This is a genomic window from Streptomyces hesseae, from assembly GCF_031845785.1.
GTDB lineage: Bacteria > Actinomycetota > Actinomycetes > Streptomycetales > Streptomycetaceae > Streptomyces > Streptomyces hesseae.
Genome location: NZ_JAVRFI010000002.1, coordinates 85,038 through 104,713 on the forward strand (window position 1 = coordinate 85,038; position 19,676 = coordinate 104,713).

Sequence of the window (19,676 nt, forward strand, 5' to 3'; positions counted from 1 at the left end):
GGGGGCGAGCCGTCAGGAGAGGTTCTTCTCCAGCGCGGCGAGGTAATTGCGCATGAGGTGGTCCCGGACCCCGTCGCTCGCGGGCGCGAACGCGTCGGCCGTCAGGCCCTTGGCCCGGTCCGTCAGGCCTCCGAAGAGCGACATCGACTCATGGATCTTTCCCCCGGAGTCGATGTACCGCAGGGTGTCGACGTGGGTGAAGGCCGGCTCCGGTGGCAGCTGCGGCACAATGTCGTTGTTGTTCACAAAGCGGTACAGGCGCTGTTTGAAGCCTTTGTTGCAGGCCGCCGCCAGGAGTCGGTCACAGGTCCGGGGCTGGCCGAAGGTGACGACACCGTCCGCCAGCAGACGGGGATCCTCCAGATACAGCCGCGCTCCGGCGAGCATCGCCAGCGCGCCGCCCAGGCTGTGCCCGGTGAACCACAGGGTCTGCCCGTTGCTCCGGAGCTCCTCCAGTGTCTTCTTCACCGATGGGAAGACGGAATCCAGCGCCTGGGCGAACCCGTAGTGGACGTACCCGGTCTTCGCGGGCCCCGGCCATGGCGGAGTGCCGGCGTCCGAGAGCCAGTCGCGGATCTGGGCCGGCTCCGTGCCCCGGAACGCCGTGATGATCATCTGATCGCTGACCATGGTGAACGCCTGGGTGTCCTCCAGCGGGAACGGAAGAGTGAACCGCGTCTTGTGGTGCCGCACTTGATCGAAGCCCCATTGCCGGGCCAGTCCCTCGATCGTGGCCTCGTCCTTGTAGGACAGATCGGACGCCCGGGCGAGCCAGTAGGCGTGGGCAAGGCTGTAGGACCGGGCACGGTGGTCGATCGTGGCGGGTACGGGCACGGTGGAGTCCTCTCTTTCGCGCGGCGAGGGCGGTGCGGTGGATGGACGCACACACTCGTAGCCACAAGGCACCCGATCCAAAGGGCACGTGCGCCACCTTCACTCGAAAGGCTGCATCTAGTGACCATTTCCGGCCTCGGCATAGGCTCGGTCCATGCCGATCGAGAACGACTCACCGAGCGCTGCCAAGCACTGGCAGGAGTGCACCGGCGTCCACGACTTCCTGGAACAGGTCCGTCTGCTGCCCGGCATGTGGCTGCCCGGTGGGTCCCTCCAGACACTCGAGTCGATGCTCGTCGGGTACCGGGTCGCTCTCGGCGTGCATGCCGTCGACGAGCCCTTCGACTTCTGGAACGGCGGGAAGTTCAGTCAGTGGCTCGACGACTGCCTCGGTGACGTGGCCTGCCTCGGCCCGTACGACGGCTCGCCGGAGGGCGCCGGGCTGGTGCTCGTCCTCACCGACTACGACCGGTTCGCCGCCGCCTGTCCCGAGGCCGCCCACGCCGTTCTGGATCTGATCGCCGGTCAGGCCCGCCGCGCGTCCGTGTTCCAGCGCCGGGTGATCTGTCTGGTGCACAGCAATGACCCCGGCATTCGCTTCGATCCCGTCGGGGCGATGCCGGTCCTGTGGAACGACAAGGAATGGCTCGACGCCGCTCGCCGATGAGACCGGGGGACGGCCCCCGTCGTCACTCCGCTACGGCAGTGGGCATCCGGCCCTGTTCGGCCTCGAGGAGGCGCTTGGCCTGCATGCGGGCCACCGACAGGAGGGCCTGCGAGCTGTCGCGGTTCCTGTCCGCTTCCTGGTAGGTGAGGCTGGCGACGGCCGTGCCCACGCGTACCGTAAGCGTGATGCTCGGTCCGGCGTAGGGGGCTCTCGGGTGGGCGAAGGCCGCGCTCTCGTCGCCGACGCGGGGCATGGAGAGCGCGCTGCCCTGGTGCGACCGGGAGGTGGTCAGGTTCCGGTAGGCGGTCTGCGACGTCGGGCGGTCGGGGTAGGCGGTCAGGGCGATGTCGACGACGCCGGCATCGCCCTGGGGCCGGTACTGCGCCATGCCCCGGCTTCTGTGGAGCGTGCAGTTCTCCTGCCGCTCGCCGTCCTTCCGGCATCGCTCCGCTTCCGGTACGTCCCGGACGGTGAGCGGCACCAGCCCGGCCCGCCAGCCCGTCGGCATGCTCTGGAGGTCGGGCAGCGCGCGCCGCAGGGCCTGGGCGTCCAGGGCCGTGTCCGGGGTGGCGGGGGCCTCGCTCCCCGCGGGCTTCGCGGTCCCCGCGGCGGCGGGACGGCCGGCGTCGCGCGCGTCCGCCCCGCCGCCGCAACCGGCGGTGGCCCCCAGCATCAACGCGGCGGCAAGGGCCTGGGTCCAGCCGCCGTTTCGTGTCCTCCACCGCGCGGTGCGCACGTCTTTCCTCCGGTTCTCCCGCTACGAAAGGATCATCCTCTCAGGAGGGCGAGGGATGTGATCGTTCAGGCCGTGGGGCCCGGGAGGTCCACGGTGTCGAGGGACGCGCGGGGGTGCGGGATCACGGCCTCCGCGCCCTGGCGCAGGGAGACGGTGCGCTCCGGCGCGGGGATGCGGATGCCCTCGGCGCGGAAGCGCCGGTGGAGGCGCTTGATGAACTCGTGCTTGATGCGGTACTTGTCGCTGAATTCGCCGACCCCGAGGATCACCGTGAAGCCGATCCGGGAGTCGCCGAAGGTGTGGAAGCGGACAGCCGGCTCATGGTCGGGGACGGCGCCGGGCACCTCCTTCATCACGTTCTCGGCTACCTCGATGGTGACCTTCTCGACGTGCTCGAGGTCGCTCTCGTAGCCGACGCCCACCTGGACGGTGACGGACAGCTTCTGCTCGGGTCGGGTGAAGTTGGTCATGTTGGTGCCGGCGAGCTTGGCGTTCGGGATGATGACCCGGTTGTTGTTGAGCTGCTCCACCACCGTGTTGCGCCAGTTGACGTCGACGACATAGCCCTCCTCACCGCTGCTGAGCCGGATGTAGTCACCGGGCTGGACAGTCTTCGAGACGAGGATGTGCACGCCCGCGAACAGGTTCGCCAGGGTGTCCTTCAGCGCGAGGGCGATGGCGAGACCGCCCACGCCGAGGGCGGTGAGCAGCGGGGCTATGGATATGCCGAGGGTCTGGAGGACGACGAGGAAGCCCATCGCCATCACCACGATGCGCGTGATGTTGACGAATATGGTGGCCGATCCGGCCACGCCGGACCTGGACTGCGCCACGGACCGCACCAGGCCGCCGACCACGCGGGCGGCGGTGAGGGTCGCGGCCACGACGATGGATGTCGTCAGGGTCTCGTTGACGATGTGCCCGACCGTACGGTTCAGCGGAAGGGCCGCGGCCGCCGCGGCCAGGCCGCCCGCCACCGCGGACCACGGGGCGATCGTGCGCAGGATGTCGACGATGATGTCGTCGCCCTCCCACTTGGTCCGCAGGGCCCGCTCGGCGAGCCAGCGCAGGACCACCCGCAGGACGAGGGCCGCGGCGAGGCCGACGGCCACCCAGATGCCCGCGACGATGGCGTCGTGCAGAGTCAGCGTCCGGTTCACCGACGTCCTCCCTCGGCTCCGGAGAGCGGAGCGACGGCGTCCCACGCCACTGCCGGAGATGGAGATCCGGAGTAACGATTCATCAAGTTGTACCTGCCTGTCCCGAAATCACGGTCGCGCCGGGTCCGGAGACGGCCCGGCGCGATCATTCATCCTGCACCACGGGGGTGGCGGCCCCGCACGCCCGGGTGGGATAAGCGGAAGATCGTTTGCTGCCTGCCGGGGTCAGTTGACGACCGTGTCGACCAGCAGCATCACGGCCACCGTGAGGGCGAAGAAGCCCACGACGCCGCCGCAGCCCTTGGCGAGGACGGGGCGCACCAGCCCGCCCGGGCGGCCCTGCGCCGTGCGGCACGCGGAGAGGCGGGCCAGCAGGGCCGCCGGAACGACGAGCGCCGTGACGGCCAGCCACCACCACACGTAGGTCTCGGGCGCGCCGACGGCCCCGGCGCCCGCCCACGTCACCAGGCCCGTCGCGCCCACGGCCGCGCCCGCCACCACGGCGGCTCCGGCGGGCGTCCACCACCAGGCGTCGCCGCCCTTCCCCCGGGTGCCGGCCCGGTGCGCCAGGGTGGCGGCGGGCATGACGAGCAGCGGGGTGAGAATCGCGGAGAGGACCGCCAGGATGCCCAGCCAGAGCGGCAGGAAGAGAACGGGGAGCGCGGGGCTGCCGGCGTCGGGGGCGAGATGCGTGATGCCCCACAGGAACAGGACGGTCGCCACGAGCGACATCTCCACGACCAGCCCCGCCCACGAGGCGGCGACCGCCGACCATGTCCATACGCTACGACCTGCTGTTTTCGGGTGCACGCACCCATGATGCGCGGCCCGTTCGGGCCCCCGGGCGCCGGGGCGTCGTCCACGGCTGTCCGGCCGTCAGGTCAGCGCGGCGGCCACCGTGACCGCGGCCAGCGACGCCGCCGCCGCTCCCAGCGCGGCGGCGGGCCCGGGGCCGAGGTGCAGGACGGCGCCGCACAGGGCACCCGTGAACATCGCGGCGAGGGAGGCGAGACGGCGTACCGTGGGCGCGCCGAACGGGTCGTCGGCGAGGCCGGTGATGGTGAAGGTGAGGACGGTGGTCTTCAGGTCGGGCACGGCGATCCTGCGGACGACAGCGTTCTGCATCCCCATGCCACAGGCGAGGAGTGCGATGAGCGCTGCCTGTACGCCGCCACCGCGATGACCGATCGTGAGGACCACGGCAAGCGCCGCCGCGACGAGGGCGGTGTGGGTGGCGGTGACGGAGACGAACAGCCGTCCGTGGGAGGCGATCCGGCCGGCCGCCCGCCCGGCCGCCCATGCTCCCGCGATGAAGGAGCCGACAGCCAGCAGGGAGTGGCGGGCCGACAGGTCGGCGGCACCGGCCAGGGCGAAGCCGAGGAAGACGACGTTTCCCGTCATATTGGCGACGAAGACATGGCCCAGTCCGAGGAAGCTCACGGCGTCGACGATTCCGCTGACGACCGTCAGCAGGACGAAGAGGGCGGGCAGGGCGCCGTACCGGTTTGTACCGTCCGGGAAGAGCCGCTCGGCGGCCCGGTGCAACATCTTCGTCATACGGTGTCCTCGGCCGGAGCCCGGTGCGGTGCGGTGCTCACACGGCGGAGGCGCGCGCTCCGCTCGCGCCGAGCACGATAGCGGAGCCCTGCCGGGGATTCCGGCTCATCTCCGGCGGCCCGATCAGGCCGTCGCAAAAGCCGTCACAGAATGCGCTTGATCTCGCCCCGGACCCGGTAGAACCCGCCGGACGCGGGCGACAGCGCCTCGACGACGTAGCGGGCGCCCGGCAGGCGTACAGCACGCGGGAACTGGACGTTCCACGTGGGGTCGTAGCCGTCGGAGACCACGTGGACGCGCAGCCGTCCGCCCTGCTGGACGCATTCGACGACGATGCCGCCGGCGGGCACCGCCGACACGGTCCGGACGGTGGTGGCGGGCGCGTACGTCGGCAGGGCGGCGGCCGACTTGATGTCGAGCGGCGTGGGCACGGTGCCGGACTGGGCCGCCGCGATGGCCGCCTCGCTCGCGTCGACGCACACCAGGGAACCGTCGGTGGTGACCATGTACAGCTTCTCGTCGAGGTACTGCATGGACAGGGCCGAGCCGCTGCCCGTGCCGAGCTTCCACAGCCGTGTGCCGTCCGCGGCGAAGCAGTAGACGGACGAGGACGAGTCGCCCGCGAAGACGTAGCGGCCGCCCGGGGCGGTCGCGCAGGAGTAGACGGCCGAGTCGCAGGCGTATGTGGCCTCTATGGCGCCGTCGGACTTGGCGAGGCGCTGGACGACGTTGCGGTTGGTGCCCGCATAAACGGCGTGGTCCTCCTGCCAGCCGAAGAGCACCGCGCCCGTGGTGGGGGTGTGCCACAGCTCGCCGGCGCCGTCCTGGGCGTAGGCCGTGACGCCGGCGCTGTGGCCGTGGTAGACGGCGCGGGCGTCGCGGCGAACCATCCAGGCGTGGGAGCCGGTGCTCCTGCGCGACCACTGGTGCTCGTCCTCGTGGTCGATGACCGTCAGCCCGCCGTCCCGGTCGGCGACGTTGAGGATGCCCTCGTGGATGTCGAGCCAGAAGATGTCGACGTCGGAGGCGATCTGGTACGCGGCGAAGGGCAGCTTGGCCGAGAGGTCGTAGACGGTGCCGTCGTCGCAGCCCGCGTAGATCCAGAAGTCGTCCGCGACGAGGCACTTGACGCCGTCGGGGAGCCGGTAGCGGGCGAGGACCTCGCCGTCGTGGCCGAGGGTGTACACGTCGCCGTCCTGGTTGCCGACCCAGCAGCGGTCCTCGTCGATGTGGATGCCGAACGCCGGGGCGCCCGTGCGGAAACGCCACAGCACCGGCGCCACGGCCCGGGCGGTGGAGGGCGCGGAGGCGACCTGGCGGCGGGTCACCGCGCGGGCGGCGCGGCCGCCGGGCACGGCGGGGGCGTAGCCCTTGCGGACCTTCTCGCCGACCTTCTTCGCCGCGGCGGCCCGGGCCCGCTCGGCGCTGGGGAAGGTGGAGGTCTGGATCTGGCCCGCGGCGCCGATGCGTCCGTAGCGGACCGTCACGGTCGTCACGTCGACCGTCACCTCGTAGAACTTGTGCGCCCCGCCGCCCTCCTGGGACAGCTCCAGGTAGGTGGTCGTCCTGGTTCCGGACATGGCTCGGCCCCTCTCCCCGCCGGTCACGGTGACCGGCTGTCAGCTGGGAGAAACGCTAGGGCCGACCACTGACAACCGGCCCCGGGCCGCCCTGGCCGCTCCGCCGCCCGCCGGCTTCCGCGCGCGATGCGCGAGCCTCCGTGGACGCTTCAGGCTCTCCTCCCCCACCGTCCCGTTACGGGTTCTCCCTCGATCGGGCGAAGACCACCCGATGGACTTCCAGGCCCCACGGAGCCCGCACTAGGGTTCGGGAACCCCACGGATTCCCGGCGATGACGCGGCAGCGCGTCGGAAAGGGGGAGGCACTGTGTCCGTATACAAGTACCGGTGCGATAAATGCGGTATCACCTGGGACGAGGTCTCCACGAAGCACCAGGCCGAACTGGAGCGCGACCAGCACCGCAGGGAAGCGCACGGGGGCGGGGCCCCCGACGGCGACAGGATCGAGGGCGCCGACCCGGGCTCATGGCCATCCGCGAGCACGCTGATAGTGACGCTGGTCGCCGTCGTGCTGCTCCTGGCCTACAGCCGCCGCTAGGTCCGCGCCCGCCCCGCCGGAGAAGGCCACACCGGGGAAGGCCACGCCGCACAGCGCCCCATATCACCATATGACGGTCAGGCAAGACTTAGGCTCTCGCCATGGTCAAGATGACGGGGCTTCTCAAGCGGCTGGCGCTCGGCCGGGCCATGCGCAGCGAGGAACTGCACGAGACGCTGCTGCCCAAGCGGCTCGCCCTGCCCATCTTCGCCTCCGACCCGCTGTCCTCCGTGGCCTACGCCACCCAGGAGATCCTCCTCGTCCTCACCCTCGGCGGCATGGCGTATCTGCACTTCACACCGTGGATCGCGGCCGCGGTGGTGGCGCTGATGGCGGTGGTGGTGCTCTCCTACCGCCAGGTGGTGCACGCCTATCCGAGCGGTGGCGGCTCCTACGAGGTGGTCTCGACGAACCTCGGTGACGCGGCCGGTCTGGTGGTCGCCGCGTCGCTGCTGGTCGACTACGTGATGACGGTCGCTGTGTCCGTCGCTTCGGGGGTCGACAACACCATCTCGGCGGTGCCGGAGCTGGCGGAGTACCGGGTGCTGATGGCGGTCGGGTTCGTCGCGCTGCTCACCGGGGTGAACCTGCGGGGTATGCGCGAGTCCGGGCAGGCTTTCGCCGCGCCCACGTACCTCTTCATCACCGCCGTGCTGATCATGGTGGTCACCGGGCTGTTCCGCTACACGGTGGGCCGCCCTCCGGTGTCCGAGAGCGCCGGGTTCGGGGTCACCGCCGATCCCCGGGACGCGGGGCTGGCGGGTTTCGCCCTGGTCATGCTGTGTCTGCGCGCCTTCTCCAGCGGCTGCACGGCCCTGACCGGCGTGGAGGCGATCTCCAACGGCGTACCGGCCTTCCGCAAGCCCAAGTCGAAGAACGCGGCCACCACGATGAGCGCCATGGGCATCATCGCGGTGGCCATGTTCGTGGGGGTGACCGCCCTGGCGCTGATCACCAAGGTGCGCATCACCGACGACTCCTGCCGGCTCACCGGTCTGCCCGGCGACTGCGGCTCGTACACCCAGCGCACCGTGATCGCCCAGCTCGCCGCGGCCGTGTTCGGCGGGGAGCACAGCGCCGGTTTCTACGTCGTGCAGGCCGCCACCGCGCTGGTGCTGATCCTGGCCGCCAACACCGCCTTCAACGGCTTCCCGCTGCTGGCGTCGATCCTGGCCCAGCACCGTTATCTGCCGCGCCAGTTGCACAACCGGGGCGACCGGCTCGCGTTCTCCAACGGCATCATCGCGCTGGCCCTGGCCGCGGGACTGCTGCTGTGGTTCTTCCACGCGGACGTCACCAGCCTGATCCACCTCTACATCCTGGGCGTCTTCACCTCCTTCACCCTCTCCCAGACCGGCATGGTCCGGCACTGGAACCGCGAACTGCGCACGGAGACCGACCCCGTGAGGCGCCGACGCGGACAGGTGGCCCGGGTCATCAACGCGTCCGGCGCCGTCGTCACCGGGCTCGTCCTCGTCATCGTGCTGGCCACCAAATTCACCCAGGGCGCCTGGCTGGCCGTCGTCGCCGCGATCGTGCTGTGGGTGATGATGCGGGGCATCCGCCGCCACTACGACGCGGTCGCCGCCGAGCTCGCCGTCGCCGATCCGCGCGCCGAACTCGTCCACCCTTCCCGGGTGCTGGGCATCGTCCTGATCTCCACCCTCCACAAGCCGACCCTGCGCGCCCTCGCCTACGCCCGCGCCTCCAAACCGGACCGGCTGGAGGCCCTGACCGTCGCGGTGGACCGGGACGAGACGAAGTCCCTCGAACGGCAGTGGGAGGAGCTCGACACCGACGTACCGCTGAAGGTGCTCGCCTCCCCGTACCGCGAGATCACCCGGCCCGTCGTCGAATACGTCCGCTCCGTGCGGCGCGAGAGCCCGCGCGACGTGGTCGGGGTGTTCATCCCCGAGTACGTCGTGGGGCACTGGTGGGAGCACCTGTTGCACAACCAGTCCGCGCTCTGGCTCAAGAGCCGGCTGCTGTTCACCCCCGGCGTCATGGTCACCAGCGTGCCCTGGCAGCTCACCTCGGCCGGTCACGCCGACCACCCCGCCCGCCGCGCTCCCGGCGCCACCCGCCGCGGTGAGCCCGCCCCCGCGCACCAGCACCACCGGAGCGGCGCTTCGTCAGGCACCTGACCCCTCAACCCCCGCCCGGATCAAGGGCATTGTCACGGCACGGGCATCGACTTAGCCTTGCCTGAGAAGTTGGCGGTTGGCGGGCACACCACAACGGAAGGTGCGGCATGAGCGAGCCGGACGACCACGGACAGCGCACGGTGGCCGACGAGGACCACGAGGGCATCGTCCTGAGGCTGGCCTTCGGCCAGATGGCGGCCCAGACCATGGGCGCGGCGACCCGGCTGGGAGTCTTCGACCTCGTCGGCGCCGGCGAACGCACGGCCGACTCCCTCGCCGGGGCCCTCGGCACCCGGCCCCGGGCCACGTACCGGCTGCTGCGCGCGCTGGCGGCCCTGGGGCTACTCGCCGAGAGCACGCCGGGCATCTTCACGACGACACCGGCGGGCGACCTGCTGCGGTCCGGCACCCCCGGCTCCCTGCTCTCCGTGGCCCGGATGTTCACCGAACCCACGATGCTCCGCGGCTGGGACCTCCTGGAGGAGAGCGTACGGACGGAGCGGCCCTCCTTCGACACCGTCTTCGGCACGGACTTCTTCGGGCACCTCAAGAAGCATCCGGAGCTCTCCGCCGAGTTCAACACCGCGATGAGCCAGGCCACCCGGATGGCCGCCGACGTCATCCCCCACCACTACGACTTCGGCCGGTTCGGCACCGTCGTGGACGTGGGCGGCGGTGACGGGACCCTCCTCGCCGCCGTCCTGCGCGCCCACCCCGGGCCGCGCGGCGTCGTCCACGACAGCGCCGAGGGCCTCGCGCAGGCCGCCGACCGCTTCGCCCGCGAAGGTCTCACCGACCGCGTCACCCTGGAGACCGGCGACTTCTTCGCCTCGGTCCCGGCGGGCGGCGACCTCTACCTGCTCAAGAGCGTCATCCACGACTGGGACGACGAGCGGTGCGCTACCATCCTGCGGCACATCCGCGCGGTCATACCCGACGACGGCGCCCTGCTGCTGGTCGAGCCGGTCCTGCCGGCCACCGTGCCCGGGAACGGCTCCCCCTTCCCGTATCTCACCGACCTCAACATGATGGTGAACGTCGGCGGACGCGAGCGCACCGCGGACGACTTCTCCGCGCTGTGCGACGCGGCCGGTTTCGCCCTCCGCGCCATCACCCCGCTGCCCCGCCCGATCAGGTACCAGCTCATCGAGGCCACGCCCGTCTGACCCGGGCCGAGGAGCGGGGACGCGGGGCGCGACCGCGGGAACGAGCACACCGACGCGAATAGAATCGTCTACACACCGGTAGACAGTCCTCGCGTTTGTCGGCATGCTTGACATCTGCCGGGGCGCCGCGGTCGGCCGTGCCCGTACGTCCTCCTGAAAGGGCCCGTGCCGTTGTCCCCCTCCTCGCTCGTGACGGCCTCACCGCTGGCCGTCAACGTCCTCGACGCCCAGTCGCTCCTCACCGCTTTCGGAGTGCTCGGGGTCGGCATCGTGCTGTTCGCCGAGACGGGGCTGCTGATCGGGTTCTTCCTGCCCGGTGACTCCCTGCTGTTCACAGCGGGCCTGCTGTGCACGGGAGCCTCGGGCACGGGCGTGCGGCTGTCGCTGGTGCCGCTGCTGATCTCGGCCGCCGTGGGCGCGCTCGCCGGGTCGCAGTGCGGCTATCTGCTGGGGCGGAAGGCGGGCGGCGCCCTGCTCGCCCGCAGCCGCTCGGCGCGCCTGCGCGAGGGGGCGGCGCGGGCGGAGGACCTCCTCCAGCGCTACGGGTACGCGAAGGCCATCGTGCTGGCCCGGTTCGTGCCCGTGGTGCGTACGGTGCTCAACCCCATGGCGGGCGCCCTGCGGGTGCCCGCGCGCACCTTCACCGTGTGGCAGGTGGCCGGCGGCCTGCTGTGGACGACGGGGCTGACGCTGGGCGGCTACGCGCTCGGTTCGTCCATCCCGAACGTCGACCGCTATCTCCTCCCGGCCATCGCCGTGATCGTCGGGGTGTCGCTCGTGCCGGTCGCGGCCGAGCTGTACCGGTCCCGCCGGACGGCGGCGCGGCAGCGGAGCGAGGCGGAGGGCCGGTAGCGCGTTCAGAGCGTGCGTTCCACGCTCCACAGCGGGAGGCGCGCGAAGAAGGTCACGGCCTCCTCGCGCCAGTGGGCGCTCCATGAGGCGGCCTCGGCGGAGGCTTCCCCGGCGTAGCGGCGCATGTCCGCGCGGAGCTTGTCCTCGACGCCCCGGTACCGGGCGATCTCGCGGACGCGTTCGACGGCAGCGGCCGTGCCGTGGGGGTCGCCCAGCGCGGATTCGACGACGGCTCGTTCGTCGTCGGTGGCGGCGGCCAGGACGGCGCGGAGGGCGTAGCTGCGGCGGCCGGAGCGGAGGTCGGAGCCCGAGGGCTTGCCGACGACGCGCTCGTCACCGAACAGGTCGAGGTAGTCGTCGCGCATCTGCTCGTAGATGCCCACCAGCGTGGCGTAGCGGCGCAGCCGTCCGTCGTGGTGGGCGGGGTCCTCGCCCGCGGCCAGGAGGCCCAGTCGCAGGGGCGCGAGGATGGAGTAGCGGGTGGTCTTGTAGTCGGTGACGGTGTGGAGGAGTTCCTCGCTGGGGAGCGCCTCGAAGTCCCGTTCCAGGTCGAGGATCTGGCCGGTGACCGTGTCCGCCGCGGCGTCCGACTGCACCCGCAGCATGGCCAGGCGCGGCTCCGCGGGGACGTCGGCGTCCATGAGGACGCGCAGGGAGAGGAAGGCGGCGAGGTCGCCGGCCAGGACGGCGAGGCCCAGCGCGGTCTGTTCGTGCCGCGGGAATTCCTCGCGGTAGGCGTAGTACGTCGACGGGCCGCCGCGGCGGACGGGGGCGTCGTCGATGATGTCGTCGTGGATCAGACCGTGGGTCTGGAGCAGTTCGACGCTGAGGGCGGCCTCGTCCAGGCCGGGTACGTCGTCGGTGGTGACGAGCCGGGCGGCCTCGTACAGGAGGGCGACGCGCAGGCGTTTGCCGCCGCGCAGGGAGAGGTCTCGCAGGAGTTCCAGGCAGCGGGGGGTGAAGCGGCTCAGCGCCGGTGTGCCGAGGTCGTCCGCCAGGGTGTCGAAGTATGTCTCGAACCGGGCGTTGAACCTGTGCCGGTGGGCGGCGACGCGTTCGAGAGCGGTGGCCGTGGCGGTGTCGTTCATGAACGATATTGTCCGCGAGTGCGGGGCGTGCCCCGCACTCGTCCGGCGGCGCCGGGCCCGGCGTGGGCGGTCAGTAGGCGGAGGCGGGGGCGGGGGCGTACGGCCCGTAGGCGTTGTCGTGCGGCTTGCTGTCACTGGCCAGGAACACCAGCAGGACGATGGTGCCGACGATCGGGATCAGGCTGATGAGCAGCCACCAGCCGGTGCGGTCGGTGTCGTGCAGCCTGCGGACGCTGACGGCGAGGCCGGGCAGGAGCACGGCGAGGCTGTAGAGGAGCCCGAGGACGGGGCTCGTGCCGAGCGCGGAGTCGACGATGGACAGCACGATGCCGATGATGAAGTTGATCAGGGTGAACATCCAGAACTCCGGGCGGCGCGCCCGCCCGCTGAACGTCGCGTATTGCTTGAGCACGTCCACGTACCAGTGCACTGTGTCCCCCTGGAAGCGCGACGGGCACGGTCCTCGTCGACCGGGCACTCATGCCGAACGTAGGGGGCCCCGGGGGGTTGGTCAATGGCGCCGTCGCGGCGCCGGGCGCCGGCGCGTGCTCACCGCTGGCGCTCGCCCGAGGCGAAGCGGGAGACGATCAGGGCGACGATGATGATGACGCCGTTGAGGAACTGGTTCCACAGCGGGGGGACGCCCGCGAGGGTCATGACATCGACGACGAGCTGAAGGGTGAGCACGCCGGTCAGGGCGCCGGACAGGGTGCCCTTGCCGCCGTCGAGGCTCACTCCGCCGATGACGGTGGCGGCGAAGACCTGGAAGATCCAGCCGCTGCCCTGGTTCGCGGACACCGAGCCGTAGTGGCCGGCGTAGAGGACGCCGGCGAAGGCGGCGAGCAGGCCGGCCAGGACGAGGACGACGCCGGTGACGCGGTCCACGCGGATGCCGGCGGTGCGCGCGGCCTCGGCGTTGCCGCCGATGGCGTACAGGGCCCGGCCGTGCCGGAGCCGGCCGAGGGCGCAGCCGCCGGCGAGGTAGAGCAGGCCGGTGAGCCAGACGGCGGCGGGGACGTCGAGCCACGCGGTGCGGCCGAGGTAGGTGAAGGAGGCGGGCAGGTCGATGATGGACTGGCCTCGGGACAGGGCGATCTGGAGGCCGCGCAGCATGGTGAGCCCGCCGAGGGTGACGATGAAGCCGTTGAGCCGCAGCCCGAGGATCAGGGCGGCGTTCAGCGCGCCGATGAGCGCGCCCGCGAGCAGGCACAGGGGCACGGCGAACGCTCCGGGCAGCAGGCCGAGCCCGTTGAAGCGGCCGCCGTCGGCGGGCAGGACCAGCCACAGGGCCACGACCGGGGCGGCGCCGATGGTGGATTCCAGGGAGAGGTCCATGCGCCCGGCGATCAGGACGAGTGCCTGGGCCAGGACCAGCAGCCCGAGTTCGGTCGACTGCTGGGCGACGCCGATCAGGTTGTCGTAGGTCAGGAAGGCGGGCGAGGCGATGAAGCCGGCCAGCCCGGTGATGAGCAGCACCGGTACCAGGGACAGCCGCCGCAGCCGCCCGGAGCCCGCCGTGCGGCGGCCCGGGGACCGTGTCGCGTCGGGCGGTGCGGTCTTCCCGGCCCCCGGCTGGACGTCGGACGTCACGTCTCCTCCCCTTCCGCGCTGCCGGTGATGCCCTCCATCGCGGCGACGAGTTGCTCGTCGCTCCAGCCGGTGGCGAAGGCGGCGGTGATCCGGCCCTCGCGCATGACCAGGACCCGGTCGCAGGCCCGCAGGTCGTCCGGTTCGTCGGAGACGATCAGGGCGGCTGCGCCGTCGGTCACGGCCCGCCGGATCCTGCCGTGCAGGAACTCCTTCGCGGTGACGTCGACGCCGTTGGCCGGCCTGATGGCCACCAGGACCCGGGGGCCGGTGGCGAGCGCCCGGGCGACGACGGCCTTCTGCTGGTTGCCGCCGGACAGGGCGGAAACGGGTGTGGTCGGTGTGGGCGTGCCGATGGCGAGGTCCTCGATGAGGCGTCCGGCGAGGGCCCGGACCCGGGCGGGGCGGACCGTGCCGAAGGGCCCGAGCCGGGCCCCGGCCGTGAGAGTGACGTTCTCGTCCACGCCCCGGCCGGGCACCAGGCCCTGGCGGTGCCGGTCCTCGGGCACCAGGCCGACCCCGGCCGCCAGCGCGCCCGGTACGTCGCCGCCGCGCAGGGCCCGTCCCGCCACCTCGACGCGTCCGGCGCGGAAGCGGTGGAGGCCCGCGACGGCCTCCCCGACGCGGACGTTGCCGCTGACGGCGGACCCGGCGAGGCCCACGGCCTCCCCGGCGCGCACGGTGAGGGACACCCCGTGGCAGGCGCCGGGCAGGGTCAGGTCCTCGACGGACAGCAGCACCGGGGCGTCCCGCCGGGCCGGTGCCGGTACGTGTCGCGCGGGCGCCCGTCCCTCCGGTGCCCCGGTCATGGCCGCCACCAGGGTGTCCCGGCCCAGCCCGGCCACCGGGGCGGTCAGCACATGGCGGGCGTCCCGCAGGACGGTGACGCGGTCGCACAGGTCGTGGACCTCCCGCAGGTGGTGCGAGATGTACAGGAACGCCACGCCCTGCTGTCGCAGGTCCCGCAGCCGGGTGAAGAGGCGGTCCGCGCCCGGGGCGTCGAGCGCGGCGGTCGGCTCGTCCAGGACGACGAACCGGGTGCCGAAGGACAGCGCGCGGGCGATCTCGACGAACTGCCGCTGTACGACGGTGAGTTCACCGGCCCGGGACGCCGGGTCGAGGTCCACGCCGTATGTCCCGAGGAGTTCCGCCGCCCGTCGGCGCAGGTGTTTCCAGCGGATGGGGCGCAGGGCCGAGGTGCTCTGGCGGTTGAGGAAGAGGTTCTCGGCGACGGTGAGTTCGGGAAGGATGGTGGAGTGCTGGTGGACGCAGGCCACGCGGGAGCGCCAGGCGCCGGTGTCGCCGAAGGCGGGAGCGGCCCGGCCGTCGAGTCTCAGGGTGCCCGCGTCGGGTTTCGCGAGGCCCGTGAGGAGCGAGACGAGCGTGGACTTGCCCGCGCCGTTGCGGCCGACCAGGGCGTGGGACTCCCCCGGCAGCACGGTGAGGTGCACGTCGCGCAGCGCGACGGTGGCCCCGTAGCGCTTGGAGACGCCGATCGCCTCGGCCACCGGTGCCCCGTCCGCCACGGTGTCGCCCACTCCCGGGGTCATCGGCCGACGCTGTTGCCCCACAGCGTTTTGTCGTCGACGTTGTCCGTGGTCACCAGGGGGGCGGGGAGCTGGTCCTCCAGACCGTTGGGCAGGGCGACGATGGTCGAGCGGTGGCCGGTGGGGCCGGGGGCGAAGGTCTTCCCGGCGAGGGCGGCGCGAGCGTAGTACAGGGCGTACTGGGCGTACAGATCGGCGGGCTGGGAGACGGTGGCGTCGATCCGTTTCCGGCGGATGGCGTCCAGTTCCTGGGGGATGCCGTCGTTGGAGACGATGGTGATGTGGCCGGGTTGTCCGGCGGGTTTGAGCAGGCCCTTCTGCTGGAGGAGTGCCAGGGTGGGCTGGAGGAAGACGCCACCGGCCTGCATGTAGACGCCGTTGAGGTCGGGGTGCTGGGCGAGCAGGCCCTGGAGTTTGGCGGAGGCCACGTCGCCCTTCCAGTCGGTGGGCAGTTCGAAGACCCTGATGCCGGGGTGGTTCTTCCTCATGCAGGTGGCGAAGGCCTCGGAGCGGTCGCGCCCGTTGACGGAGTCCAGGGATCCCTGGAGTTCGGCGACCTTCCCCCTGCCGCCCAGCCGTTCGCCGAGGAAGTGACAGGCGGCGGTGCCGTAGGCGTGGTTGTCGGCGCGTACGACCATGTAGACCGGCTCCTTGTCGGGCCGGGTGTCGACGCTGACGACGGGGATCTTCCGCGCGGCGAGTTCCTTGAGGGCGGAGGCGACGGCGCCGGTGTCCTGGGGTGCCATGACGACGGCCTTCGCGCCGGTGTCGCGGAACACCCGTACGTTGGCGACCAGCCGGGTGACGTCGTTCTGGGAGTTGCTGACGGGCAGCAGATTCGCGCCCGCGCCCGCTGACTTGATGTAGGCGGCGTAGGAGTTCCAGAAGTCGGAGTCGGAGCGCGGCAGGTCGACGCCGATGGGGCTCCCGCCGGAGCCGCCTCCCGTCGTGGCGGTGCCGCCGCCGCGACCGCAGGAGACGGCCAGCCCCACGGCGGCGAGCGCCACCGCGACCGTACGCACCCTGGTGAGCCTCATGTCGCCGACGCCCTCCCTCCGGCCGGGGCCCGCCCCCCGGTGCGGGCCCCGGCCGATCGCCCGCGGCGGATCCGGGGATCGCGGTCCGGAAGTCTCGATGGTGGCGCCGGACGGGGCCGCGGGGGAGGTCTTTTGCGGCCGATGTGATCAGCCGTCCGCCGGATGGATCCGGCCGGTTCGGACGTGGCGGGACTCGGCCGGCTCGTATCGCGGCGGCGGCGCGCCGGTCGTCGACGGGCTCGTCGTCACTCGTCCTCGGCGGTCACGGCGGTGTCCGTGCACGGCCAGAAGCCGGTCTCGGCCTGCTCGGCCTGCAGCATCTGGAGGGCGGTCACGTCCTGCGTCATCTCATGTCACCTCCTTCACGAGCGATGCGGTGGGAGCTCGCCCGGCCGTCGTGCCCGGTCCGGTGAGCGTTCGGGGCAGCCACAGGCGGGGACCCCCGTCCCGCAGCCGCAGCAGGAAGGCGAGCACTCCGGCGAGCCCGGTGCCGTAGTCGGCGTGGACCGACGTCCCGGTCTCGTCGGGGGCGAGGACGCGCCCGGCCCGCAGGGTGCGCCGGGCGTGGAGAGCGCCGGCGAGGTCTTCGGCCCAGTCGCGGTAGCGCTGTTCGCCGCACGCCTCGGCGAGGTCGAGGAGGAACTCGCCGTCGCCCGCCAGGCCGTGGCACTGGGCGGTGCCCGCGTGCCGGCGGGAACGGTGGACCGCGACCGCCGCCCGGACGGCGCCGTCGAGGAACGCGCTGTCGCCGCTCGCGCCCCACATGCGCAGCAGGAAGGTGCCGATGCCCGACGATCCGCTGCACCAGTTGGTCCGGCGGGGGCCGCCGGGGGGCCCGGTGGGCCAGTACGCGGCGCCGTCGGCCACGTCGGCGGCGGCGAGGAGGGTGCGGGCGGCCTCGGCGGCCGGTGCGAGGTGGTCGCCGTCCCCGGTGGCCAGGCCCACGGCGAGCAGGAACGCGCCGACGCCGGCGGTGCCGTGGGCGAAGCCGTAGTGGACGACCTCGGCCGGGTCCGAGAGGCAGCCGGGCGGAACGGGCCAGAGCAGGCGCCCGGCGCGGCGGGTGGCCGCCGGGGCCAGCGCGTCGGCGGCCGCGCGGGCCCGGTCGAGGAAGTCGCGGTCCCCGGTGGCCTCCCAGAAACGGAGCTGGGTCAGGCCCGCGCCGGCGGTGCCGTGGCAGACGTCGGGGTTGGGCCACGCGAGGGGTACGCGGCGGGCGAGCGCCGCGGCGGCGTCGGTCAGGTCCCGGTCGCCCAGGGCCTCTCCGGCGTCGAGGAGGGCCCACGCGGTGCCGGAACGGCCGAAGTACAGGCCGGGCAGGACGCGTGGCTCGCGCCCGACGTGGCGGGTGATCCACGCGGCGGCCGTGGCGGTGGCCTCGCGCACGGCCGGGTCGCAGCCGGCGCGGCAGGCCCGCGCCAGGACGCCGAGGACTCCGGCGGCGCCGTGCTGGACGTTGAACGCGTCGCTCGTCGCGCCGTAGGGCGACGGCGGCCAGAGCCGGTCGGTGCGGCCCGGGTCCATGGTCGCGAGGAGATGCGCCAGGCAGCCGTCGGTGAGCGCGGCCGAGTCCGGTCGCGGCGCCGGGACCGTCGCCGGCGTTCCCCGTCCGGTGAGGGCGCGGCGGACGTCCACGAGGCCGGGGCGCCGGGCCGGGGCGGTACGCAGCAGGGCGAGGACGAGCGGGGCGAGGCGGCGGGCCGTGGGGTTGTCGCGGCCCAGGTGGCCGAGCCACTCCCCCAGCCGCTGGTGCTCGGTGCGCACGGGTGGTTCGTCGGGTGCCAGGAGCGGTTCCGCTCCGGTGACGAGGTGGAAGAGGGTGGCGCCGAGGCTGTAGCGGTCGGAGGCGAAGGAGCCGGTGGCGCCGGGCGGGGCGGTGCGCTGTTCGGGGGCGGCGTAGCCGGGGGTGTGCGCCCGGGTGATGCGCTGCCGGTGGCGGACGAGGAGTTCCAGGTCGATGAGGCGGAGTTCGTCGTCCTCGGTGACCAGGAGGTTGCCGGGGTTGAGGTCCCGGAGCACATAGCCCCTGCCGTGGACGTACGCGACGAGGTCCACCATGTGGAGGGCCAGGCGCACGGCGAGGTCGTGGGGCAGGCCCCATCGGTCGTCGCCGGTGGTGAGCCGGTCCGCGACCCAGCGGCGGAGGGTGACGCCGGGGAGGTTCTCCAGGACGAGGAAGAGGTCCCCCTGCTGTTCGAAGAGGGCGACCGGGCGGGGTGTGAGGCCGCCGGCGGCGAACTCCTCCAGCATCGCGGCCTCGTGGCGCCGCGCGTCACGGATGTCGCGCCCGGTGAGGGTGGCGTCCGTGTGGGGGCGGGCCTGTTTGACGACGACGCTCGCTCCGGTGTGCCGGTCGGTGGCACGGTAGACGCCGCCGGTGAAGGCGTGCCGGATGACCTCCTCGACGAGGTAGCGGCCGTCGAGGAGGACGGGCCGTGGCGTGGCGGTGCCGCCGGTCCGGGTGTCTTCGCCGGGTTCGGTGGAGGTGAAGGGGTCGCGGGGTGCCCAGTCCGGCGGGGCGAACCACGCGGTGCGCCGGTCCCGGCGCAGCGAGCCGTCGGGGGCCCTGAGCATGGCGGTGCGGGTGGCGTCGTCGGCGAGGACGGTCACCCCTCGGTGGGCGCCGTAGCGGTAGTGCACGAGGCTGCCGGGGCGGTAGGGGCGGTCGGAGAGGATGCCGGGCCCGGCCAGTCCCCGGGTGGCGTCGTGCAGTTCGGCGGCCAGGGCGCGCAGGCGAGGGCCGTCGTCCTCGGGGTAGACGGTGAGGAATTTGCCGCCGCCCGCGCGGTCGGCGGCGCGCGAGCACAGCTCCGCCACCCGGGCGGGTGTGGCGGCGAACTTGTACGCGCACCGGTGGCGGGCCAGTACCTCGGCCGCCCGTGCCAGCACGGTGGCGGCGGACACCGGGGTGGCGGAGAGGTGGAGTTTCCAGCCCTGGACGCGGGTGGTTCCCCCGGGTGGCGTGACGGAGCACCAGAAGTCGCCGGGGCTGATGTGCCAGTCGTCGAGCCGGTGGGCGGCGAGGACGGACCGGACGCGGTCCTGGAGGGCGGTCTCGTCACGCCCTGTCCTCTTCGCGGCGGCGTCTCCCGGGTGTGCCGGGGAGCATGTCGTGGGAATTCCGGTGATCGGCTCGGCCGTTCCCATCGTCGTGTGCGCCGTCGTCGTTTGCGCCATCGTCGG

At 72.5% G+C, this 19,676-nt stretch carries 18 protein-coding genes; 5 read left to right on the top strand and 13 right to left on the bottom strand.

Annotation, left to right across the window (positions count from 1 at the left end):
* Window positions 1-12 precede the first annotated feature (12 nt).
* Window positions 13-834, bottom strand: coding sequence for a lipase family protein (locus RM609_RS03290; RefSeq protein WP_311607753.1), 822 nt, complete (start codon window positions 832-834; stop codon window positions 13-15).
* A 154-nt stretch (window positions 835-988) separates the two neighbouring features.
* Between RM609_RS03290 and RM609_RS03295 the strand changes: the two genes are divergently transcribed.
* Window positions 989-1,501: a hypothetical protein gene (locus RM609_RS03295; protein WP_311607755.1), complete on the top strand. Its 513-nt coding sequence runs from the start codon at window positions 989-991 to the stop codon at window positions 1,499-1,501.
* A gap of 22 nt (window positions 1,502-1,523) precedes the next feature.
* Here the strand turns inward: RM609_RS03295 and RM609_RS03300 are convergent, their stop codons facing one another.
* From RM609_RS03300 to RM609_RS03320, 5 genes are all read right to left on the bottom strand, one after another.
* Window positions 1,524-2,237: a hypothetical protein gene (locus tag RM609_RS03300; RefSeq protein ID WP_311607757.1), complete on the bottom strand. Its 714-nt coding sequence runs from the start codon at window positions 2,235-2,237 to the stop codon at window positions 1,524-1,526.
* Between the two features lie 65 nt (window positions 2,238-2,302).
* Entirely contained in the window at window positions 2,303-3,397 is a 1,095-nt protein-coding gene (locus RM609_RS03305) for a mechanosensitive ion channel family protein (protein ID WP_311607758.1), read from the bottom strand.
* Between the two features lie 225 nt (window positions 3,398-3,622).
* Window positions 3,623-4,207 (bottom strand): hypothetical protein, encoded by a 585-nt coding sequence (locus tag RM609_RS03310; RefSeq protein WP_311607760.1) that lies wholly within the window; start codon window positions 4,205-4,207, stop codon window positions 3,623-3,625.
* Between the two features lie 66 nt (window positions 4,208-4,273).
* A complete protein-coding gene (locus tag RM609_RS03315; RefSeq protein ID WP_311607761.1) occupies window positions 4,274-4,954 on the bottom strand; it encodes a YoaK family protein in 681 nt (226 codons plus the stop codon).
* Window positions 4,955-5,097: 143 nt separating this feature from the next.
* On the bottom strand, window positions 5,098-6,534 hold the full coding sequence (locus tag RM609_RS03320; protein WP_311607763.1) for a WGR domain-containing protein: 1,437 nt from the start codon (window positions 6,532-6,534) through the stop codon (window positions 5,098-5,100).
* Between the two features lie 307 nt (window positions 6,535-6,841).
* Between RM609_RS03320 and RM609_RS03325 the strand changes: the two genes are divergently transcribed.
* The 4 genes from RM609_RS03325 to RM609_RS03340 all read left to right on the top strand — a co-directional run bounded on the left by RM609_RS03325 (window position 6,842) and on the right by RM609_RS03340 (window position 11,234).
* A complete protein-coding gene (locus RM609_RS03325; protein WP_311607765.1) occupies window positions 6,842-7,072 on the top strand; it encodes a hypothetical protein in 231 nt (76 codons plus the stop codon).
* Window positions 7,073-7,173: 101 nt separating this feature from the next.
* The gene (locus RM609_RS03330) at window positions 7,174-9,216 is read left to right on the top strand and encodes an APC family permease (protein WP_311607766.1); all 2,043 of its coding nucleotides are present in this window, start codon (window positions 7,174-7,176) and stop codon (window positions 9,214-9,216) included.
* 107 nt (window positions 9,217-9,323) lie between these two features.
* A complete protein-coding gene (locus RM609_RS03335) occupies window positions 9,324-10,382 on the top strand; it encodes a methyltransferase (protein ID WP_311607767.1) in 1,059 nt (352 codons plus the stop codon).
* A gap of 171 nt (window positions 10,383-10,553) precedes the next feature.
* The gene (locus RM609_RS03340; RefSeq protein ID WP_311608487.1) at window positions 10,554-11,234 is read left to right on the top strand and encodes a DedA family protein; all 681 of its coding nucleotides are present in this window, start codon (window positions 10,554-10,556) and stop codon (window positions 11,232-11,234) included.
* Window positions 11,235-11,239: 5 nt separating this feature from the next.
* On the opposite strand, the gene RM609_RS03345 is transcribed toward RM609_RS03340, so the two are convergent.
* The 7 genes from RM609_RS03345 to lanL form a co-directional block, all read right to left on the bottom strand.
* A complete protein-coding gene (locus RM609_RS03345; RefSeq protein WP_311607768.1) occupies window positions 11,240-12,322 on the bottom strand; it encodes a polyprenyl synthetase family protein in 1,083 nt (360 codons plus the stop codon).
* A gap of 70 nt (window positions 12,323-12,392) precedes the next feature.
* Window positions 12,393-12,752, bottom strand: a complete 360-nt coding sequence (locus RM609_RS03350; protein ID WP_311607770.1) for a DUF805 domain-containing protein — start codon at window positions 12,750-12,752, stop codon at window positions 12,393-12,395.
* 119 nt (window positions 12,753-12,871) lie between these two features.
* Window positions 12,872-13,912 carry an ABC transporter permease gene (locus RM609_RS03355; protein WP_311607771.1) on the bottom strand — a complete coding sequence of 347 codons (1,041 nt, stop codon included), beginning with the start codon at window positions 13,910-13,912 and terminating at the stop codon, window positions 12,872-12,874.
* Window positions 13,909-15,459 carry a sugar ABC transporter ATP-binding protein gene (locus tag RM609_RS03360; RefSeq protein ID WP_311607773.1) on the bottom strand — a complete coding sequence of 517 codons (1,551 nt, stop codon included), beginning with the start codon at window positions 15,457-15,459 and terminating at the stop codon, window positions 13,909-13,911. Before RM609_RS03360 ends, RM609_RS03355 begins: the two co-directional genes overlap by 4 nt.
* Window positions 15,456-16,493 (bottom strand): sugar ABC transporter substrate-binding protein, encoded by a 1,038-nt coding sequence (locus RM609_RS03365; RefSeq protein ID WP_311607776.1) that lies wholly within the window; start codon window positions 16,491-16,493, stop codon window positions 15,456-15,458. Before RM609_RS03365 ends, RM609_RS03360 begins: the two co-directional genes overlap by 4 nt.
* A gap of 245 nt (window positions 16,494-16,738) precedes the next feature.
* Entirely contained in the window at window positions 16,739-16,840 is a 102-nt protein-coding gene (locus tag RM609_RS03370) for an ALQxL family class IV lanthipeptide (protein ID WP_311607779.1), read from the bottom strand.
* A gap of 1 nt (window position 16,841) precedes the next feature.
* A complete protein-coding gene (lanL, locus tag RM609_RS03375; protein ID WP_311607780.1) occupies window positions 16,842-19,670 on the bottom strand; it encodes a class IV lanthionine synthetase LanL in 2,829 nt (942 codons plus the stop codon).
* Between the last annotated feature and the right edge of the window lie 6 nt (window positions 19,671-19,676).